We start from the raw sequence: 18507 nt of genomic DNA, 5'->3' as shown, positions 1-18507 counted from the left end.
AAAATCCCCCCCGCCACGGGGCGATCAACACCTCCGTGACGACCATCAATGGTGCGCTCAAGCTCCCTAATGTCATAGGTTCGATATAGCCTCCTGCTTATCATCTTCAGGAGGTCTCCCGTTGTCGCAGTTTCAGGGGTACGATGCGGTCGTTTCCAGGACCCCTCACAGTTTGGTCATCGAACGCAATTGGCTCATCGCCAAGGTGGCTGGCGCTCGCATTGAAATCCCGCTGCGAGAAGTGATTGGCCTGTATGTCAGACAACCGACGATGCTGACCAACGGGTGGATTCAGTTGTGCGTGGGAACTGTCCGTCCAGAGCTCAGTCGCACTGCAGCACCGAGCGACCCCCACACCGTGATGTTCAAGCGCAATCAGCGCGACCAAATGGATAGCCTGCTGCAGTTTCTGCACCACGTGATCCAGGTCAACCACACCCAGCGACCACCGGCTCCTGCTCCAAGTCCCGCTTCTGGGCCAGATGTGGCCACCATTTTTGAACATCAGCCACTGCCCGCCCCCTCGCCCGGGACTACGGTTCGTCACACTGACCGGCCTGAGCCGGTGCTCAGCATCAAAGTGGATGCATTCAGCGGCCCGAGCTTTGTCGGCTTTGACGTAGAAACCGCCAACGGCGCCAGAGGAAGCATCTGCGCTATCGGTTTGACCGTCGTCAACGCTGGCAGAGTCACGGCGACCCATTCATGGCTATGCCGTCCACCTAAGGGCCTTGAGCGTTTCGATGCCGGAAACATCGGCATTCACGGGATCACCCCACGCGACGTCGCCACGCAACCGACCTTCCGCCACAGACTTGGCGACATGCTCGACCTCGTCGGCGACTTGCCATTGGTCGCACACAACGCCGCGTTCGACATCGGCGCCCTGCGTGAGGCCTCTGCCGCCGAGTCAATGAAATGGCGCTCCCTGCAGTACGGATGCACCCTGCGGTGGTCCCGCAATGACCTGCCGGAACTCCCCAATCACAGGCTACCTACCGTGGCTCAAGCACTCGGGGTTCCGCTGCACAGCCATCACGACGCCTCCGCAGACGCTTCTGCCGCCGCCGGCATCGCACTGGAGTTGATGCATCGTCGCGGCACCCCCACCGTCGATACCTACGTCACTGCCACGGGCATCACTCTCGGACGAGCAACCGTAGAAGCGATAGACGCTCCCCGAAACACCAGCCGCACAGGCGTCCCACCGTGGGTGTCAGTACGTTCCAGCGCTACCCCGCCTGCGCCAAACCCCGACGCTGACCCCAATCACCCTCTGCATGGCCATACCGCGGTCCTGACCGGAACACTGACCGGACTCAGTCGCGATCAAGCATGGGCGCGACTGGCCGAGTGCGGTGCCCGGGTGAACAAGACCGTGACCCGCCGCACGACGATTCTCGTCGCCGGATATTGGCCTGACGAGACAAGCTATCCCCCATCGACCGAGAAGTTCAGTGAAGCTTGCCGACTCCAGAATGCTGGCCAGGGCATTTCAATCATCAATCAGCACCAGCTGGAACTACTGCTGGTCGGGGACCGCTCTGTGGGGCTCCCCGACCTGACCACTCCGCCAGCGGTTGACGCCTACGCCTTAGCCGACGACAGCTTTATCGCTCGACAGAACCGCAACGACCTGCGGAAACAGGTGCGTGGCCGCCACTTCACTGCGTGGAGCGAACCGATCAAGCAACTCAAACGCGACAACCGACTCGACGAAGCCCTCACATTGCTGCTGGAAGTCATCAACGTCGTTGAACGGCCTGAGAACTGCTCACGTGGATGCCCCGCTCCTGGATGGACTGAGCAGGCAGCAATCGTCTACCGGAAGCAGAAGGACCACGCGAGTGAAGTCGCCATCCTCCAACGATGGCTCGACACCGCTCACCGCAATGGTGCCGACATCGATTCATCCCATCCGATCAAGCAGCGCATCACCAAAGCCAAGACACTGCTAGAAAAACAGCGAAGCTAAACGTACACCTGCTAGTGGGGAGCCAGCGCCGATAGGCCGCGTTCTGTCGCAAGACAAAGCCCGGGTGTCAGACTTGCTCTACCGGCATAGTCCCAAGTTCCGAACTGCCGCACAGGAGTGCGGCGAGGCCAGGCCCCTTTGCCCTTTATCAGTACCCCTACCCCTTGGGAGGAGTCAGAGTTGCCGAGCGGAACGGAGAGGCGTGCTCCTGCACGTTGCTCCATAGTGCGAGCTGCCCGTTCTGTTGACCCCTCAGCAGCGGCCCTTCTGGACCAGTTGCTGGTCGGGTTAGTTTGCTTTCCTTCGTTGCCCCTTGGCAGTACGCAGCAGTGGTGTACGCGACCCGTGGCCCGGCCCAGCCCCAGCGCCGCCCCGGCAGCCGAGACCTTCGCCGAGAAAGATGCTTGCAGACCTTGGCGAGTTCGCGGTGGCCTATTCGCTCTTCCGGCTCCAACGCCTGTACCGAGGCCCGCTCGCTCGACTGTGTGTGCCGCGCGTGGTCCTCTGCTCCTAGGCTGTCGCTATGCCATTGACGTGGTCTGACATGGGCGAGTTACTTGCTCGCGGCGCCGATGAGTCGTTCGAGGCGGAGCTCGTGGTCCGGCCGCCTTCGTCGCCCGTGCCGCCGGTCCGATTCTGGGTGATGGATGATCCGCGCGCGAACCTGCATGCTGGCCCGGGTCGTACCAGGTTTGTTAGAGCCGGCCGTTCGCGAGCGCGCCTCGACCACGCCGACGGGCGCCGGACCGTCTTCAACGACGGCCAGGTCTGGCAGATCGCGGGCGACGGCACCGCGACTAGTTTCCGCGTTCGGTCGCTGAACACGTCCGGCTACGCTGCTCTGCTCATCGATCAGCCGGACAACGCCGAGGAGGGCCTGGGCTACGGATTCCCCGCGGGCGGTATTCGCCAGTCCACTCACCAGGGTCGGCCCGTCGCGGTGATGTCGGGCGACGCAAGAGACGGTTTCGGCGCCATCGAGATCTCAGTCGACCTGAACACCGGCATCCTCATCCGGGTGGCCGCATCGGACGACTCCTGGGAGGCCCGGCTCGAGAACCTACAGGTCAAGCAGGTCGACAACTCGGAGTTCCGCTGGGAGGGCCGCGCGGAGCCCCCTGGCCCGATCCAGCCGCTGGCCGAATGGGTTCCTGCCCCGATCACTGAGCAGCTCATTCCGGTTCCTGACCCGGAGCCACTGCCGACCGACATTCGCGCACGGCGATTGCGCGCCCGGCTCGACGAGATCGTCATCGCTGATGGCCAGCTCCCGCCGCCCCGCGTCGGCGAGACCATCGAGGTGTACCTGACGTTCTTCGACGACCCGTCACCGATGAATGCCGAACCCGTCGAGGTCCGCGCGTTGGCAGAACCGATTGGTCAGGGCACTCCTCGCGAGGATCATCATGGGGTCTTGCGCTGGCCCACCATGCTGCGGGGTGACGGCTGGACGGCGAAGTGGTCCGCGCCCAGGCCAGCGATCGGGCATGTCGCGGTCACGGGCCACTTCGCGATCATTCATGACGCGGCAGCATCGCCGCGGTTCACTCCCACGCGAGCCGCCGTGTCGGGGATCCGCGTCAACCGTCTGACCGGCCCGGTGCCCGCTGACCCGGAGACAGAGCCGCTACCTGGTAACGCCTGGTCTAGCGAATCTGCGTGCCCCAACGGCTTTGCTCGACACATGGTCCAACACAACGCGGAGGGCCCCGCGCCTGCCATCGCCGTAGCCCTCGACCTGGACCTCGATGCGGCTGAACCGCCCCGAGTGCGAAGTGCGTTTGAGCCCGGTGAGCTGTCCGTTGTCGGCGACGACCTCTGGATCGGTGACCGTTTTCGCCCGATCCTGCAGAATCGATCCGGCTCGCGCCCGGAGCAGTCGGAAGATCATCTCCTGCCCCTGCCGGTCGGCTCCTACTCGGACACCGTCACGCCGCATGCCGGGCCGGGCGGGATCTGGATCGAGCATCAGCACAAGCTCTGGTCGGTGGAGGCAACCGCTGGCGCCCCGGCACGCCTGCACGATCTCGGCACCGTGCGGTGGGGCTCCGCGGTGACTATCGGGAACCACCTGGTGACCTCTGGCAATCCCCTCCGGCGATTCACCGCGCATGGCGAGGATGACCCGATCGCGCTCCCTCCCGAGATCGGCTCGGTGGGCTCCCTCGCCCGCGCGGGCGAGGGGCCGGTGGTGGTGGGAAGAGAACCGAGAGATGACGACGACGACAACGTCAGCACCGGCGAACACTGGATCCGAGACGACCAGCCACTGCGCTATCGACTGGCACTGCATCGAGCTGGCGGATGGGCGGTAGGCGAGTCGTTCGGCCTGCCAGTGCCCCCGACCGCCGTGTGGCGCAGCCGGGACGGCTTCCACGTGCAATGTGCCGACCTTCTTCTGCGGTTCACCGAGTCCTTGGCGCGTGGGACCGCTCACCGGCTCCCGTATAGTCCCCGCGCCGCCGGTCCGATCGCCACAGGCATGTGGCTGACTCTCCGCGCCGATCAGATTGCGCTGGAACTCCGCGATCCGGAGGTCCCGGATCCTTGGCAGCTCCGGGGAATGCTCAGCGACCTCGGCCCACGAGGAGAGTTCCGCCAGGGACTTCTTGTCCGGCTGAATGACGACCTCGAACCGGCAGCAATCGTTCTCACCGACACCCCAGCCCCCTCAGTTGCCGTGACCCCCGACGACGTCGTCTGGTTCTCCGGGCGGTCGTTGCGAGGGGTCACCGCTGCCGGCGAACTCGTTCACGGGACGTGAGGAGAGGGCGTGTACGGCGCTTGAAAATGAGGTCCGATTCGCAACCGCGGAAATTGCTGCACGTGTGAATAGGGTGAGGGCATGGCGTCGCAGCACATCACCGTAGACCTGGCTCCTGCGACCGCCGATGCGCTGCTGGGATCTCCCTACTTTCACGCGGGTTTCCGCGCTTTCGCGGACCCGGAGATCGCGGCCCGTTACCGGCTGGAGCCGACGCCGCCGCTGCGGCCTGGCCATACCGTTCATTGGCCGATCCGGCCCGCCCGGGTTCGTCGTCGGCGCGATGCTCCGTCACCGAGCAACTTCAGCGCGTGGGCACGGTCTGAGATGCACCGGCAGCGTAGGCGGCCTCGCCGGACCCACGCTTTCTCCGTCGTTGCTCGAGAGTCCATGTACTTGGAACTGCGTGGGCCGGGCGGGGCCAGCGTCTTATTCACGATTGCCTCCGACGACTCTGGCAGCGGCTCAGTGATCGGGATCGAGTCGACTCTTCCGTCACGCACGGTCGGCCTACTACGGTCCTACCTCGAAGCGGAGGATCGGGACTGGGCACACTTTATGAGCTGCGGGATCCAGCCACTGTCCGGTGATCCGCACAGCAGATGGCTCCGGGAGCGCAGGGGACTGGTCAACATGGCATGGCAGGCCTCCGATGCCGATGCCGTCCCGGATCCGAGCGGCTTCGAAGCATTGCTTCTGATTCGCCACCCGGGGCACACCGATGAAAGGGAAGTGACCTGGGAAGAAGTGGCCCGAGCCAATGGCGTCGCGATCTCGCCGACCTCGATGTGGTGGGATATCGCGGTCACCAACGGACGACCCCCGCCCCAGGATGAGTTCGATGCCTGCGACGATCGCTTCGGATGGCCGCACGACGGTGCCGAGGGGCTCGGTGAGATCGAAGCGCTCTTCGCGGTTCTCTCCCGCAACACCACCACACCGAATGTGGCGTTCGGAACGATCTTCGACACCGCCAGCCTGGCCTGGGATTCCTACGGGCCGGGCTCGGACCACTCTGTGGCCTACTACTCCACTGATCCGGACGCGGTCATCCACCCCGAACTCGCCGTGGTTCCCGCTTCGCAGATCTGCTCGCCCGAGGTGACGCTGCTGCGCACCATGCCGGTGTTCCAAACGAAGGTCGACAGGGTCACCGACATGAAGAACCTCGCTCGCGGGCGGGCGCACGGCGTCGACGCGCTCTGGCCCGACGGGCGCGAGTGGCTCCTGGCTACCGATGTCGATTGGGGTTACTCCGTCCTCGGCTGCAACGGCGTAACGGCTGAGGCAGTCCTCGCTGACGACGGGATCGAAGCCGTCGCCCTCACCTGAGTGGAGTCATCGTCGTCTGTCGGTCCGGTGCCCAGGCGCCAGACGCGAGGACGGTCTCGCAACTACTGTGACACGCTCGTGCGAGATACTCGGCTTCTGTCGATCCGCATCGGCGTTTCCTGCCAATCTGGACTCATGGCGACAGGCGCCAGGCCTCGAGAACAGGAGAGTCGACGATGTACCGGGTGTTCTCGAAAACCTCGTGGTTCGTCTGTTCGCTGGTGATTCTGCTCGTGGGCGGGTTGGCGATCGGCCTCGGTCAGCATCGGCAGAACGAAGTCCGCGAGGAACTGGTCATGCTCGACATGGCTAATCACAATCTGGCGCTCGTGGTACAAGCCCGGATCGACCGAGTCCTTGACCGACCCGGCCTGGCCAAGACCCCCTCCGAGGATGAGAACGTCGCCGAGCGCGTCGAGTCTGTTCGCTCGCGAACGGACCGGGTCGACGAGGACCTGGATCGCATTCTGGAGTTGCTCAACCGGGTCGACGCCGGCGATCTCCGGGGGACCCTGTTTTCCCTGACGCTGGCGCTGATCAATGTGCGTGACGGCTCCATGACGCCGGTGCGTACGGAGCTCAACTCGACGGTGACACGTACGTGGTGGGCGATCGGACTCACCGGCGCGGCGCTTGCGGCTCTGCTGGTGGTGGAGGTTCGACGTCCGGAGGACTGAAACTGCTCGCGCGGCGGTGATCTCTCGCCTGGCTCGGGAAATGGCGCCCGTCGGGTGAGAGCGAACTTCCCCGAAGTGCCGCTGCGAATCAGCCGGTGACGCCGAATGGGGCGGTGATCTGGGCCAGCGCTGCGTCGATGCCCGGCAGTGGCTCGTCGAGTGTTGCGCCGACCGGAAGTCAGGACGGCTCGTTCTCCGCGAAGAAGTCCAGCAGCACCGGTTCCACAACGCCCGCGGCCTGCATCGGCAGGGAGTGGGTGGTGTCCGGCCACGTCTGCACGGTTGCGGCGGGTAGCTGCTCGGCCCGCCGGGCGGCTGACGCGCCGCCGGCGAGGGAATCATCAGAGGCGATGGCGACGTAGACCGGCATGGTCAGCTGCGACAGCTCTTCGTCAGTCAAGGGGGTGGGCTGCGGTAGGGCGGCCTGGTAGTGCTCCGTCGCCGCCGCGATCATGCGCGCCATCGGATCATCGCCGAGTTCCGCGGCTTCCTCCTCCACGCCCCCGATCTTCTCCAGAGCAGTCTCCCGGATCCCGTCCGGCAGGAGCGGCAGAGACGAGACCATCGCCCAGAAAAAGAGGCCCGCCGGGGGCCGGGCCAAGGTGAACACCGGCTCCAGCAGGGAGAGGGTGAGGGTGCGCTCGGGAAACTGACGCGCGTAGGAGGCGGCGATGGCGCCACCGAACGAGTGGCCCACCACGTGCACCCCGCCGGGAGCGAGCGCTGTGACCACCTCCTCGATCGGGTGGGCCTGGTCGGCGAACGTCGCGAACGGGACGGACTGCTCCGACATCCCGGAATCCCCGAGCGCATCGAAAGCCAGCACCCGCCGTTCGGCGACGAGTGCGGGGAGATTCTCCGCCCACATCGGCACCCCGGAGGCACGGCCGGGGACGAGTAGTGCCGGGGCCCGGTCCCGGGTTTCCGCTGTGGACCACTCGTAGACCCGGATCGAGCCGTAGTCGGTCTGAATGTCGTGCACGGTGGTCGGCGCGGGGAGCGCCTCCATCGCTTCCGCGTACGCATCCATGTAGGCGTTCCGGCCGTCGGCGCTGCGGAAGTGCCCCACCCCCGGCGCGCCGAAGAAGAAGGTCCACGTCGCGCCGATCCCGATCACCGTGAACAGGGCGGCCACGACGGTCGTGAGTCGGCGTGCGCGTCGCGTCCACCGGCCCCGACGTGAGCGGGTCGTCCCGGGCGTCTGATCGTGATGCAATACGTCCATACCGACATAGTTTCGCAAGTTGTCCGTATTTTAAAGGGGGGACGCATGCCGAAAGTCGTCGATCATGATCAGCGACGTGCCGAACTGGTCCTGGCACTGTGGCAGGTGATCCACGAGCAGGGCATTGACGGAGTGACGTTCCGCGCCGTCGCGCAGGCGGCGGGCGTGTCCGTGGGGCGCGTCCAGCACTATTTCCCGTCCAAGGACGACCTGGTCCTGCACGGGTGTCGGCAGATGGTGGCGTCGGCGGTGGTCGATCACGGCCCTCGCGAGGTGCCGGGTGATCCGCGGACTGCGGCCGAGGAGCTGCGATCACTCCTGGTCGGCGCGATGTCGGAGAGCATCGACTTCAAGATCGGGGCCTCGGTGTGGGCTGCCTATCAATCCAAGGCGGTCTCCAGTGCGGGGATCGGGGCGATAGTCACGGACGCACTGGCCGAACGCACCCGGGCCCTCGCCCGACTCCTGGCCGGCGCACGGGGGAGGGGTGGTCGGGTCCAGCCCGCCCCGACTTCTGACGACCGCCGGGATGCCCTCCGGTTGGCGGCGCTGTCCGAGGGCCTCACGCTCCGTGTCATCGTGGGGGCGGTGCAGGCCGACGAGGCCCGCCGAGTGATCCACGCCGAAGTAGACCGATGCGTGGACGCCACCTGAAGGGAATCCGACTGGCCGTCACCGACGAGCCGACCGCCGCCAGGGCCCGCACAGTCGGTACGGCCTTCGAAGCGCAGGCGGATTCGCCGAGGCGGGGGTAACGTTCCGGGCGCGCACACCCGAGATCAGGAGTCCCATGGTGGATGCAGTGAACAGTTATGACGCCGGTGCCCAGAATGCCGGCCGTCGGCAGCGAGTCGTCATCATCGGTTCGGGCTTCGGTGGACTGGCCGCCGCGCAGAGCCTGGCGAAGGCGGACGTCGACGTGACGCTGGTCGCCAAGACCGGTCACCACCTCTTCCAGCCGCTTCTCTACCAGGTGGCGACCGGCATCCTGTCCGTCGGCGACATCGCGCCCTCGACCCGGCTCGTCCTGCGGGAGCACAAGAACATCACGGTCACCCTCGGTGAGGTCGACAAGATCGACGTGGCGAACCGAACCGTCCACGCCGTAGCCGGGCACATCGACTTCGATCTCCCGTACGACAGTCTGATCGTCGCGGCCGGTGCCAACCAGTCCTACTTCGGCAACGACCATTTCGAGCGCTGGGCCCCCGGGATGAAGACAATCGACGACGCCCTCGAGCTCCGCGGCCGGATCCTCGGGAGTTTCGAACTGGCCGAGATCACCGAGGACGAGGACGCTCGCCGGCAGCTGCTCACCTTCGTCGTCGTCGGCGCAGGGCCGACCGGAGTCGAGATGGCCGGCCAGATCGGCGAGCTCGCACACCGCACCCTCAAGAACAGTTACCGCCGGATCGACCCGGCCGACGCGCGCATCATCCTGCTCGACGCGGCGCCCGCCGTGCTGCCGCCCTTCGGCGAGAAGCTCGGCGAGGCGGCGAAGGCTCGCCTGGAGCAGCTCGGCGTGGAAGTGCACCTGAACGCCATGGTCACCGATGTCGACTCCGCGGGGATCGAGATCAAGGGCGCGGACGGGACGACGCACCGGATCGGGGCGGCGTGCAAGATCTGGTCCGCCGGAGTGCAGGCCAGCCCCCTGGGCAAGATGCTCGCCGAGCAGACCGACGCCGAGGTCGACCGTGCCGGGCGGGTCAAGGTGAACAAGGACCTCTCGGTACCGGGCCACCCCGAGATCTTCGTGATCGGCGACATGATGAGTCTCGACAACCTGCCGGGGGTCTCACCCGTCGCGATCCAGGGCGGCAAGTACGTCGCCAAGCAGATCGACCGCGAGCTGGCGGGCAAGCAGAGCCCGACGGGCCGGCCGCCGTTCAAGTATTTCGACAAGGGCTCCATGGCCACCGTGTCCAGGTACAGCGCGGTGGTGAAGATCCGTGGGTTCGAGATCCACGGCTTCATCGCCTGGGTGCTGTGGCTGGTCGTGCACCTGGCCTTCCTCATCGGCTTCCGGAACCGCCTGGCCACGCTCTTCTCGTGGGGGATGCACATCCTCGGCGACAAGCGCTCCCACCTCAGCGCGACCTCCCGGTTCGTGTACGGCAGGCGCGCGATCGACCGCGTCTACGGGGACAGCATCGCCTCGAGTCTGGATGACAGGTCGCCGGGAAGTTAGGCGTGGGCGGGCGGTTCAGCTGTTCCGCTTCTGCTTCTCCCGGATGAGGTCGAGCGACAGCACGGCGCCGATGATCGCGAGGCGCTGAGGGGCGGTCAGGTGCTCAGCGAGCCGCAGGACATAGGTCGACTTCCCGAAGAAGGCATTGCCGACGCCCGACCACTCCCGCGAGACCCACGCCATGGCGCCGCCCTGACCGTTCACCTGGAACTCGAATCCCCAGATGTTGCCCGTCAGCTCGAGTTCCTCGCCCTGCAGATCCAGCGTGATCCGGGTCTTGAACAGCGCGAGTCGCTTGACCAGCGAGGCGAGATGGCCGCCGCCGGCGTCCAGGATCTCCATCCGCTCCCGGCCGAACGAGTAGGTGTCCTTCACCCGGATCGCCGGGCGCTCCGGTCCTTCGAACACCGTCAGCTCACGCGATCCGACCAGCATCCGCCCGAGAGTGCTGCCACCGGTCTCCACATGGCCGACCTGGGTCCCCTGGTCGTCCATGATCGCGAAATCGTTCCTGACGAAGTTCGTCGTCTGCTGGAACACGAGAACATCGTTCATGAGACTCGACATGGATCCACCCTAGGGTCCGAGCACACCGATCAAAAGGGGAGCATATGCCCGGCACCACCGACCTCCGGGAGGCCTTCGACGCGGCCCGGGACCAGTTCGAGCAGTACCGCGTTTCGGTGTCCTCGGTGATCGAGGAGCGTCCGGCCGGCGAGTTGTCGCGGGCGCTCGGCGCGATCCTCCCGGAACTGGTGTTCTACGAGGGTCGAGCGTTCGCGGCCGAGCTCGGCCTGGCGCAGCTCGACTCGGGGAAAGACCTCGAAGGTATCTCGGCGGTGTTGGCGCGCGGGCTCGTCGAGCAGCAGGCGGCGCGCCGCAGCGGCGACTACCTCGCGGGATTCGCCGACGTGCTCGCCCGGGTGCGCCGGGAGGCGACACACTAGTTCGTCGCCGCCTCATCCCCGCAGGCGTCGACTCCGGGGAGGCGGGGTACAGAAAGACGGACGCCCCGGGCCGCTGCGTGCGGCCCGGGGCGTCGGCGTCAGGGAACTTAGGACAGGCCGCCGAGGATGTCGGTCGGCAGCAGGCCGCTCAGCATGTCGCCGCTGCCACCGCCACTGCCCTGCGAGACCAGCGAACCGAGCCCCAGCGAGCCGAGGAGGGGCGCCGCCAGCGACCCGATTGCGAGCGATCCGAGTGAACCCATGGAAGAACTCCTTTCGACGGACGTGAGCAGTCGTGACGCTGATCACAGACGCGAGCGTAATCGTCGGCGGGGTGATGCGCCATGCTCGCCGGCGTGGCAGGGTCGTCGGGGACCGCATCTGGAGGACTCACGGGGGAGTGGGATATGCCATCGATCTTCATCTCGGGCGGAGCGGCGGGTATCGGCCTGGCCACCGCCGAGCGCTTCGGCCGTGAGGGCTGGACCGTCGGCGTGTATGACGTCGACACGGCCGCACTGGCCGCGGTCCAGGCCGCTCACCCGGACTGGATCACCGGCGAGCTGGACGTGCGCGAGGCCGAGCAGTGGGAGCGGGCACTCGCCGAGTTCACCGCACACACCGGCGGCACCCTCGATGTGCTGGACAACAATGCGGGCGTCCTCGTGGCCGGCGACCTCGCCGAGATCACGCCGCAGGCGGTCAAGGCCCAGATCGACATCGATGTGCTGGGCGTGACGCTGGGTGCGCAGGCCGCGTTCCCGTTCCTCCGGGCGACCCCCGGGGCGCATCTGGTGAACATCGCCTCGGCCTCGGCGATCTACGGCCAGCCCGGCATCGCCACCTACAGCGCCGCGAAGTTCTACGTCGCGGGTCTGACCGAGGCGCTCGAGCTCGAGTGGGAAAAGGACGACATCCGGGTGGTGGGAATCTGGCCACTGTGGGCCAAGACCGCCCTGGCGGACAACGACGCCAAGACCACCCAGACCCTCGGCGTGCGGATCACACCGGCGGAGGTCGCCGACAAGGTGTGGGAGTCGGTCCACCCCACGCCGACGGATAGACGCATGCACCGCACGTCGTACTCGGTGGGAACCCAGACGACGCTGCTGGCCAACCTCGCCAAGTTCTCGCCCAACGCGCTGTCCCGACTGGTCAACAAGTTCCTCGCGCAGTAACTCCTGCCGCGGTGGGGGTGTCCGGGGTGTACACGGTGCACAGGAAATTCGGTCCGAAGTAGCCGATTCCGTACCATTTGTACGCATCTGGTCGGCAGGTGTGACGGCCGACACAGCATGGTTCTACTGTGGTGTGCGCTCGGCGGCTCACCGCGCCGCCCGGGCCCCAGGCATCACCCGCCATGACAGGCGTCGTCGGCCATCCGTCACCTCGGATCCCGATCGCCGCCGTCCACGAGGAGGACCATGAGAACGTCGGATTCGCGCGCCGATCCCAGGAGGGACGACGAGGACGGCGTTGTCGTCGTCGACCAGTCTGTCGGCGATCCCACGGTGGGCACGCCCGCGGAGGCGACCACCGCGCCCGTCCCCCGTAGTCGGATCATCTTCGCGTCCCTCATCGGCACGACGATCGAGTTCTACGACTTCTACATCTTCGCCACCGCCGCGGTCTCGGTCTTCCCGCTGCTGTTCTTCGCAGGCGGCGACTCCGGTACGGCGCTGCTCGCCTCCATGGCGACCTTCGGCACCGCGTTCATCGCGCGGCCCCTCGGCTCGGTGATCTTCGGCCACTACGGCGACCGGCTCGGGCGCAAGGTCACGCTGGTCGGCGCACTGCTGACGATGGGTATCGCCACGTTCCTCATCGGCCTGCTGCCGACGATCCACCAGATCGGGCTCTGGGCGCCGGCGATGCTCACCATCATGCGCTTCTTCCAGGGCATCGGCCTGGGCGGCGAGTGGTCGGGCGCTGCGCTGCTGGCGGCAGAGACCGCCAAGCCCGGCAAGCGCGCGTTCGCCGCGATGTGGCCGCAGCTCGGTGCCCCGTTCGGCTTCATCCTGGCCAACGGCGTGTTCCTGCTGCTCACCACCTGGTTCGCCTACGACTCCACGGCGGCCGAGCTGTCCGACCCGTTCCTCGTGTGGGGCTGGCGCATCCCGTTCCTGCTGTCCATCGTGATGGTCGGCGTGGGCCTGTACGTGCGGCTGCGGATCGAGGAGACGCCGGTCTTCGCCAAGGCGGTCGCGCAGAACGAGCGCGTCAAGGCGCCTGTGTCCGAGGTGTTCCGCAAGAACTGGTGGGAGATCATCCTCGGCACCTTCATCATGCTGGCCACCTACGGCCTGTTCTACCTGATGACCACGTGGATCCTGTCGTTCGCGATCGGCGGCGAGGCCACCGGCGGGCTCGGCTACGGTTACCGGTCGTTCCTCATCCTGCAGGTCATCGCGATCCTGCTCTTCGCGGCGTTCATCCCGATCGCCGGATACCTCGCGGACCGCTTCGGGCGACGGCGGATGCTCATCACCACCACCGCCGGGATCATCCTCTTCGGCCTGTCGTTCGGCTGGTGGCTCAGCCCCGAGGCCATGGGCACCGGTGACGGGCTCGACGTGGTCCGCATGCTCGGCTTCCTGTGTGTCGGCATGGCGCTGATGGGCCTTACCTTCGGCCCGATGTCGGCCGTGCTGCCGGAGCTGTTCCCCACCCACACCCGCTACACGGGTTCCGGCGTGGCGTACAACTTCTCCGCGATCCTCGGCGCCGCCCTCACGCCGTTCGTCGCGGTGTGGCTGGTGCAGCACTTCTCCGTGGCGTGGGTGGGCTACTACCTCGTGGGGCTGTCGGTGCTGACCATCATCTCGCTGATCCTGTCCCCGGAGACCAGCAAGAAGTCGCTCTACACGGACGGAGTCCATCACCACTAGGGGCGTCGCACGTCGCGGGCTCGGTACGGCGCAGCCAGCCCCCGCAGGCCCCCGGATCCGCACCGCGGACCCGGGGGCCTCTCTATCGCCGTCTCCGTCTCCGGCGGCTCGTCAGTCCGGCGCGTTGTGCGGCATCACCACGACCGGGCACTTCGCGCGAGCCACCACGTACTGGCTCACCGAGCCGAGCAACATCCCGGTAAAGGCGCCGCGGCCGCGGCTACCGATCACGAGGAGTCCGGCTCCGTCCGACTGCTCGACCAGCACCTTCCCGGGATGGCCCTGGACGACGCGCTGAACGACCGCCGCGCCCTCGTCCTCGCCGAGCGCCGACTTCACGGTGGCGTCGAGCATGGCCCGCGCGTTCTGCTCGAGATTCGCCGGGTTCTCCCACGCGGCCATCCCGTAGGGGCTGAGCATGGCGGGCACCTCGTAGACGGCCATGACATGCAGCGGAGCGCCCACGGAACGAGAGTGGACCACGGCCCACTGCAGGGCCCGAACGGAATCCTCGGCGCCGTCGATACCGACGATGACTGGCTTGGTCTCCATGACTGGATCCACATCCTTGCGACGGTGAACGGTTCCCGCCGGGACCGTCGTCTCCCGACGCCACCCTGATGGTAACGCCGCGACCGACGAGGTGCCGGGGATCCGCCCGGGCTGCTCGCCGCACCCTGGTCGAGGGGCGGACTCGGCCGGGTCAGAGCGTGAGGTCCACGGCGAGCTGGCGGGCCAGCGCCGTGATGAGCGTGGACGCCGTCCGGGCGACCGTCGGGCCGTCGAGTTCGGGGGCTGTCGGCTCGGCGTCGTCGTCGTAGTCATGGTTCTTGCCGTTGCCACCGGCGCCCCGATCCGCGTCGGACGGCTCGTCCCCCGCGGCCCCGAACTGCGCGTCGTATCGGGTATTGAGCCACGTCGACAGCAGTTGGGTCACGCCGCCCACGACGAACTGCGCGGCGTGGTCCGGGTCGATTCCGGGCACGGGCTCGGCGGCCGCCTCGCGGGCGGTCGCGGCGGTGATGTCCACGAAGAACTGCGTGGACTCCTGGCGCTTGCGGGCGATGAGCGCGTTGGCGATGCGGGTCGAGAAGAGGATGTGTCCTGCTCGGGGGTCCGATTCGAGCGCGTCGACGAGGGAGGACATCGCGCCGGAGATCTGCTCCTCGACGGTCGGCGGCGCGGCGAATGCGGCGGCAACCTCGGTGGCGATCGTGCTGACGCAGGCGTCGTACGCGGCCTCCGCCAGGGCGTCCGTCGAGGCGAAGTTCTCGTAGAAGTAGCGCGAGGTCAGCCCGGTCTTCTGGCAGATGCCCCGAACTGTGAGTGGCTCGCCGGTGATGAGCGTGTCGATCGCGCCGTCGAGCAGGCTCTGTCGGCGCGCGGCCTCACGGTCGGCCGACGAGCGGCCGCCGTAGACGCGCCCGGGCTTGTCGCCAGCGGTCATGCCCGACCTCCCGTGTCTCGCACTGTCGCAGCTGACCGTATCAATCACGCGCCGAGCTCGCCGGACCTGATCTGACTACGCCCTTGCTCAGATGACCCTCACGGGTTTACGGTGGGCACACAGGTCGCCGGGAGCGCGGAAGCGAGCTCCCCCTACTTTTCCGAGGACGGACCGATGACCGCTGCGATGACCGACTCCCACTCCGCCCCGACGCCCGGCGGCGCCCACGCCGCCCGCGCCGGACTCGACCGGATGATCGCCGTGCGGCGGCCGGCCGAGCGGGACCTCACCGAGATCGACTCGCTGCTGGACCTGTCGAGCGGGCTGTGGATGTGGCTGGCCGGCGCGAACGTGATCATGCAGCTGGCCAATCCGGCCGTGGGGTACGGCGTGCTCGAGAGCCGCGTCGAGCGCGGCCGCGCCGACACGCACCCCGTCAAGCGGGCGCGCACGACCGCCCTGTACCTCGCCGTGGCGACGATCGGGAACGACGACGACAAGGAGTTCATGCACCGGGAGGTCAAGCGGATCCACGACGAGGTCTTCTCCACCTCGAGCAGTCCCGTGCGCTACTCCGGTAACTCCCGCGAGCTGCAGCTGTGGGTGGCGCTGTGCCTGATCCGGTTCTTCGTGGACCAGTACGAACTGCTGTACCGCGAACTCGATTCCGCCGAACGCGAGCACGTCCTGACCCTCGCCTCGCCGCTCGCCACCGTGCTCAACGTCCCCGAGGAGGACTGGCCCGCCACCTGGGCGGAGTACGAGGAGCGGTTCGCCGCGGGGATGGCGGACGCGGAGATCGACGACCCGGTCCGACAGATGCTCGATGACCTGTGCGCCTTCCGGATCCTCGACGGCAAGTTCCGCGGTGCCGGCGACCTGGCGCGGCGCGCGCTCGGGCCCACCAATCACTCGTACACCCGCTTCGGCGTCCCGGCGTCGATCCGCGAACAGATGAACTGGGAGATCACGCCCGCCGACCTGCGGCGCAAGCGCAGGATGAACGCCGTTGCGCGCGCCGCCGACAAGGTCTTGCCCATGCCGCTCAAGAAGATGTACACCCTCGCGCTGTGGGAAATGCGGATCCGCCGCAGGCTCGGGGTCAGCGTCTTCTGAGGCGGATCCGTTCGGGGTCTGGCGACCGGATCGGCTCGAACAATCCGGAAACCGCCTCCGCGCGCGTTGACGGGACTACTGTGGCCGCATCGTCGTCGTCGACACACAGGGGTGCCCCATGGGAACGCTGAGCTATACCGCGACGGTCTCCCTCGACGGGTACGCCGCCGACGCGAGCGGGGACTTCCAGTGGTCCGCGCCGGGCGACGAGGTGTTCCGGTTCCACGTCGAACGCATGGGCGCGGTGTCCACCGAGGTCCTGGGCCGCAACACCTACCAGCTCATGACGTACTGGAACGCCGAGCCCGAGGACGGGTCCTGGGGCGAGGACGAGCGGGAGTTCGCCCGGCGCTGGCAGGGGATCGAGCACATCGTGGTGTCCTCGACCCTGGGCCCTGAGGACCTCGATTCTCCGCGGGATCGGCTGCTGCCGGAGCTCGAGCTGTCCGAGCTGGAGCAGATCGTCCGCGACGCGTCGGGTGAGGTGGAGATCTTCGGCCCGACCACCGCCGCCGCCGCGATCCGGGCCGGCATGGTGCGCGATTTCCGATTCTTCGTGGTCCCGAAGGTCGTCGGCGGTGGCCTCCGTGCCCTACCCGCCGACGCGGCGCTCGACCTGGACCTCGTCGAGCAGCGCACCTATGGCGACACCGCGTACCTCCACTACGCCCGGCGCTGACGGGCGAGGAACGCGTCGATCTGGTTGATCGCTTGCGTGCTGCCCTCGACGACCCCCATGTCCAGCACCTTCTGCAGGTCCTCGACGGAGGCGTAACTCGAGCGGTACACGGCGCGGGTGCCGCCGTCGGCCGCCGTGAGCTCGTAGACGTTGCTGGTCACGGGCATGTCGTGGAGCGGGTTGCCCTCGGCGTCGGCGAATCCGTCCTCGAAGGTCATCGAGGTGGGGGCGTCGATCTTGACGAACTGCCACCAGCCGCCGAACCTCTCGCCCTCGGGGCTGGTCATGTAGTAGACGGCGCGCCCACCGGGATGGAACTCAAAAGTCGTGAAGGTGGCCGGGTACTCCGGCGGCCCCCAGATCTGTTCGAGCTGTCGTGGGTCGGAGTAGACCTGCCAGACGCGTTCGACGGGGGCGGCGAACTCGGCGGTGATGGTCAGGGTGAGCATCTCGGTGTCAGGGGTGACGTCGATGACAGGCATTGCGGTGGTCCTTACGTATCAGTGAGGAGGTCGTCGACACGGGCGATTCGTCCGCGCCAGATCTGTTCGATACCCGCGAGCATCGCGGACACCGACCGCACAGCGTCCACGTCACCGGAGGCCAACTGCTCACGCCCGCTGCGACGTTTGGTCACGAGACCGGCCCGCTCGAGGACGGCCACGTGTTTCTGTACCGCGGCGAAGCTCATCTGATAGCTCTCCGCCAACGCGCTGACCGAGTGTTCGCCGGCGAGGGCGCGGCGGAGGATGTCTCGCCGTGTCCTGTCGGAGAGGGCGTGGAACAGGGCGTCCGCTCTGTCCTCGTCGTTCCCGGTCACCTAGTCAATATACAACCAACTAGTTGTACGTCAAGGGGTTACAACTCAGGAACTGAGGTCCTCCTCGTCGTCGGCAACCGGGCCGCCCAGCTCTCCGGTGCCGTACCGGTCGAGCGTCGCGCGCACCTGGGCGCCCCACCTCGCGTGGGCCGCCTGGCGGGAGATGCCGGCCGCGCGCCCGATCACGTCCCAGGTCACCCCCCATCGCCGCAGGCCCACTACGGAGCCGAGCGCGTCGAACCCGGCGGCGTGTTCGATCCGAAACGCGAGTACCTGAACGGCGACGTTCCACTGCTCACCGTCGGCCCCCGGCGGGGGCGTGGCACCGAGTACGGCCTGCGCCTGGGTGAATGCCGCGCCCGCCGCGGCGGCGTGCGCCGCCCGGATGGGCGCGTCGAGATCGGTGGACAGTGCGGTGTCGAGCTGCGGGTCCATGTGTCAATGAT

Annotated in this window: 19 protein-coding genes; 11 read left to right on the top strand and 8 right to left on the bottom strand. The window is 67.1% G+C overall.

What is annotated here, in order from left to right; translation table 11 throughout:
- Positions 1–172 precede the first annotated feature (172 nt).
- The 4 genes from K3888_RS06320 (at position 173) to K3888_RS06305 (ending at position 6748) form a co-directional block, all read left to right on the top strand.
- On the top strand, positions 173–1975 hold the full coding sequence (locus K3888_RS06320; protein WP_230929402.1) for an exonuclease domain-containing protein: 1803 nt from the start codon (positions 173–175) through the stop codon (positions 1973–1975).
- Positions 1976–2498: 523 nt separating this feature from the next.
- A complete protein-coding gene (locus K3888_RS06315; protein ID WP_230929401.1) occupies positions 2499–4739 on the top strand; it encodes a hypothetical protein in 2241 nt (746 codons plus the stop codon).
- Between the two features lie 633 nt (positions 4740–5372).
- A complete protein-coding gene (locus K3888_RS06310) occupies positions 5373–6071 on the top strand; it encodes a hypothetical protein (RefSeq protein ID WP_230929400.1) in 699 nt (232 codons plus the stop codon).
- Between the two features lie 176 nt (positions 6072–6247).
- Positions 6248–6748, top strand: a complete 501-nt coding sequence (locus K3888_RS06305; RefSeq protein ID WP_230929399.1) for a hypothetical protein — start codon at positions 6248–6250, stop codon at positions 6746–6748.
- Positions 6749–6926: 178 nt separating this feature from the next.
- Here the strand turns inward: K3888_RS06305 and K3888_RS06300 are convergent, their stop codons facing one another.
- Positions 6927–7973 (bottom strand): alpha/beta fold hydrolase, encoded by a 1047-nt coding sequence (locus K3888_RS06300; RefSeq protein WP_230929398.1) that lies wholly within the window; start codon positions 7971–7973, stop codon positions 6927–6929.
- 45 nt (positions 7974–8018) lie between these two features.
- Here K3888_RS06300 and K3888_RS06295 point away from each other — a divergent pair, with 45 nt between their 5' ends.
- Both K3888_RS06295 and K3888_RS06290 read left to right on the top strand, forming a co-directional pair.
- Complete coding sequence (locus K3888_RS06295; RefSeq protein WP_230929397.1) at positions 8019–8627, top strand: TetR/AcrR family transcriptional regulator; 609 nt, start codon at positions 8019–8021, stop codon at positions 8625–8627.
- A gap of 136 nt (positions 8628–8763) precedes the next feature.
- On the top strand, positions 8764–10164 hold the full coding sequence (locus K3888_RS06290) for an NAD(P)/FAD-dependent oxidoreductase (protein ID WP_230929396.1): 1401 nt from the start codon (positions 8764–8766) through the stop codon (positions 10162–10164).
- Positions 10165–10179: 15 nt separating this feature from the next.
- Here the strand turns inward: K3888_RS06290 and K3888_RS06285 are convergent, their stop codons facing one another.
- Positions 10180–10731, bottom strand: coding sequence for an LURP-one-related/scramblase family protein (locus K3888_RS06285; protein WP_230929395.1), 552 nt, complete (start codon positions 10729–10731; stop codon positions 10180–10182).
- A gap of 44 nt (positions 10732–10775) precedes the next feature.
- Here K3888_RS06285 and K3888_RS06280 point away from each other — a divergent pair, with 44 nt between their 5' ends.
- Entirely contained in the window at positions 10776–11111 is a 336-nt protein-coding gene (locus tag K3888_RS06280; protein WP_230929394.1) for a zinc metalloprotease, read from the top strand.
- Positions 11112–11218: 107 nt separating this feature from the next.
- On the opposite strand, the gene K3888_RS06275 is transcribed toward K3888_RS06280, so the two are convergent.
- Positions 11219–11374: a hypothetical protein gene (locus K3888_RS06275; RefSeq protein WP_230929393.1), complete on the bottom strand. Its 156-nt coding sequence runs from the start codon at positions 11372–11374 to the stop codon at positions 11219–11221.
- A gap of 144 nt (positions 11375–11518) precedes the next feature.
- Between K3888_RS06275 and K3888_RS06270 the strand changes: the two genes are divergently transcribed.
- Positions 11519–12289, top strand: coding sequence for an SDR family oxidoreductase (locus K3888_RS06270; RefSeq protein ID WP_230929392.1), 771 nt, complete (start codon positions 11519–11521; stop codon positions 12287–12289).
- A 246-nt stretch (positions 12290–12535) separates the two neighbouring features.
- Positions 12536–13999: an MFS transporter gene (locus K3888_RS06265; RefSeq protein WP_230929391.1), complete on the top strand. Its 1464-nt coding sequence runs from the start codon at positions 12536–12538 to the stop codon at positions 13997–13999.
- 111 nt (positions 14000–14110) lie between these two features.
- Here K3888_RS06265 and K3888_RS06260 read toward each other — a convergent pair whose 3' ends face one another.
- Together K3888_RS06260 and K3888_RS06255 are read right to left on the bottom strand one after the other, a co-directional pair.
- On the bottom strand, positions 14111–14551 hold the full coding sequence (locus K3888_RS06260; protein WP_230929390.1) for a universal stress protein: 441 nt from the start codon (positions 14549–14551) through the stop codon (positions 14111–14113).
- Between the two features lie 151 nt (positions 14552–14702).
- A complete protein-coding gene (locus K3888_RS06255) occupies positions 14703–15446 on the bottom strand; it encodes a TetR/AcrR family transcriptional regulator (RefSeq protein WP_230929389.1) in 744 nt (247 codons plus the stop codon).
- A 174-nt stretch (positions 15447–15620) separates the two neighbouring features.
- Between K3888_RS06255 and K3888_RS06250 the strand changes: the two genes are divergently transcribed.
- Entirely contained in the window at positions 15621–16562 is a 942-nt protein-coding gene (locus K3888_RS06250) for an oxygenase MpaB family protein (RefSeq protein WP_230929388.1), read from the top strand.
- 118 nt (positions 16563–16680) lie between these two features.
- A complete protein-coding gene (locus K3888_RS06245; RefSeq protein ID WP_230929387.1) occupies positions 16681–17241 on the top strand; it encodes a dihydrofolate reductase family protein in 561 nt (186 codons plus the stop codon).
- Here K3888_RS06245 and K3888_RS06240 read toward each other — a convergent pair.
- From K3888_RS06240 to K3888_RS06230, 3 genes are read right to left on the bottom strand one after another with little or no spacing between them, the layout of a single operon-like run.
- A complete protein-coding gene (locus tag K3888_RS06240) occupies positions 17226–17723 on the bottom strand; it encodes an SRPBCC family protein (protein WP_230929386.1) in 498 nt (165 codons plus the stop codon). The genes K3888_RS06245 and K3888_RS06240 overlap by 16 nt on opposite strands.
- A gap of 11 nt (positions 17724–17734) precedes the next feature.
- Positions 17735–18061 carry an ArsR/SmtB family transcription factor gene (locus tag K3888_RS06235; RefSeq protein ID WP_230929385.1) on the bottom strand — a complete coding sequence of 109 codons (327 nt, stop codon included), beginning with the start codon at positions 18059–18061 and terminating at the stop codon, positions 17735–17737.
- A 45-nt stretch (positions 18062–18106) separates the two neighbouring features.
- A complete protein-coding gene (locus K3888_RS06230; protein ID WP_230929384.1) occupies positions 18107–18496 on the bottom strand; it encodes a hypothetical protein in 390 nt (129 codons plus the stop codon).
- Positions 18497–18507: the final 11 nt, after the last annotated feature.

The sequence above is a fragment of the Dietzia aurantiaca genome (genome assembly GCF_021033825.1).
Lineage (GTDB): Bacteria > Actinomycetota > Actinomycetes > Mycobacteriales > Mycobacteriaceae > Dietzia > Dietzia aurantiaca.
This window is presented reverse-complemented; position numbering and strand designations above follow the sequence as displayed.